Origin of the sequence: Pseudomonas fluorescens, assembly GCF_902497875.1 — a bacterium.
Taxonomy (GTDB): Bacteria; Pseudomonadota; Gammaproteobacteria; order Pseudomonadales; family Pseudomonadaceae; genus Aquipseudomonas; species Aquipseudomonas fluorescens_BR.
This window is the reverse complement of the sequence record NZ_CABVHY010000099.1, coordinates 1-1897: the sequence shown is the minus strand read 5'-3', so window position 1 is coordinate 1897 and position 1897 is coordinate 1. Positions and strand designations below refer to the sequence as shown.

Annotated in this window: 2 protein-coding genes; both read right to left on the bottom strand. The window is 58.0% G+C overall.

Going from position 1 to position 1897, the window contains the following annotated elements:
• Positions 1 to 258: 258 nt before the first annotated feature.
• A complete protein-coding gene (locus F8N85_RS33805) occupies positions 259 to 1317 on the bottom strand; it encodes an autotransporter outer membrane beta-barrel domain-containing protein (protein ID WP_150803540.1) in 1059 nt (352 codons plus the stop codon).
• Positions 1318 to 1639: 322 nt separating this feature from the next.
• A partial coding sequence (locus F8N85_RS33800) for an autotransporter outer membrane beta-barrel domain-containing protein (protein WP_150807670.1) occupies positions 1640 to 1897 on the bottom strand: 258 nt, incomplete at its 5' end.

Sequence of the window (1897 nt, the reverse complement as noted above, 5' to 3'; positions counted from 1 at the left end):
GTCGAGAGCGAGGGGCATTCAAGAAAACGTGGCTCAGAGGCGTTGTCGCTGGCGTGAAATGGCCTTTATCCATTGGTTGCTTTGTAGCGTGATCAGTCCCCGCTTGTCGTTGTTTACGTGTCTTGAGAAATGGGATTACTTCAGTCGTGCACTGCGCGAATCCCCGCGAAAAAAGCGGGGATACCAGCAAGATGAGCTATGGAGCGAGAGATTTGGTTAGCGCCTATGGGGGCAAGCCCCCTCACCACAAGCAAACCCTCACCAACGCATCCGCACACCCAGACTGCCAATCAAACCATTAAGGTCGTTGTCGTCGACATCGCTGCTGTAGTCGGCGCTGATGTACAGGCTCACGGTGGGCGAGACTTTGGCCACCAGGCCAAGGCCCAGATCGACGGTGGAGGATTTGCGACTGCTGCTGATCTTGTCGACACGGTCGAGGCTCAGCGTGTCGCCGCTATACACCGTATGCCACAAGTTGGTCCGCACATAGGGTTCGACCGGCAGCCCGCGAATTTCGTAGCTACCTTTCAAGCGGGCTCCGACCCGGCCACTCCAGGACGTCAAATCGCTGGACGAGGCGGTGCCGTTGCCGCCATTCATGGGGTCCAGGCTGATCCGTTGATTGATCAACTGCGCCTGGGGTTCAACGACCCAGTTTTCGCTGATGCCGATGGGGAAGCCACCTTCGACCGACAGCGTCACCGCACTACCTTCGGCGGCCTGCCGGGCGCCCTGTTCGCTGCGGCTGAAGCCATTGACCCGGCCGCCGCTCGCGGTCAAATCCACATGCCAGCCTTGCGGGCCGGTCAGGCTCCAGTAGGCACCCATGCTCGGGCCTTCGAGGTTCAGGCTGTCATGTCGCGGGTCGGCGACGGTGCGCGAGGTCAACATGCCATTGCTGTTGCCCTGGAACTGGCTCTGACCTGCGACCAGGCCGACACGCTGGGTGTGCCCGCTGTCATTTTTCAAGGTGTAGAGCGCCGGTCCCCTGGACAGGTGGTCGGCGTACTGCGAGGTGAGGAAGTCGCTTTCAGCCTGCCTGGAGGCCTGGCCATATACCCGCTCCCAGGCGGCAGGGGCAGCTTCATTGATGGTCAGTGGCTGAGTGTCGAGGCGCGGGTTGGAGCTGTAAGGTCCGGTGAAGGTCGAATCCGGTGTCGGCAAGGTAAACACTGGAATGTCCTGGCGATACCAGGGCGTCGACTCCTCTTCGGCATTACCTGCCTGAACCTCCATGGAGGAACAGAGCAACAACGTAGTCGAAACGGCACAAATGGTGATTTTGATCTCTTGTGGGGTGATTGAAGTTTTCATGGAGGTCTACCTTGCAATGGCATGCCTTATCCCGCTATGGCGTCTCTCCTACCCCGAATGAGGGGCGACCGAATTCAATGAGGCAAAGCCCACCCGCCCGCTTGCGCAGGAGTTTCGAGGCTTGCCCCGGATGGTATTTCCGGGGGTAGTAAAGTGAAGCTAAGAAGACCGCAGACCCCGCGTCAAGAAGTTGAATGATGGGCGGTAGCGTTATTTTAAGAGCGTCAAATATTTGATATTTAAGCTTTCTCTAAGTTCTTGTTTGCACGCGCAATCATCTTGAAAGCCCCGGTTTAGAGGCTTTCGTTAGCTGGCTACGCGATTACCAACTCCCCCGAATTCCCACGTTACCGCTGACCCCCTCCAGCGGGTTGCCATCCAGATTGGTGTTGTAGTCCGCAGCCAGGTAGACGCTGATGGCGGATGACAGCTTGGCGACAATGCCCACGCCAAGGTCTGCGGTGGACGCTGTGTGTTCACTTTTGATCCGGTCAATACCGTCATAGGTCACCGTGTCGGAACCACCAAAGGTCCGCCAGGCATTGGCTCGCAGATAGGGTTCGATGGGCATGTTCCGCAC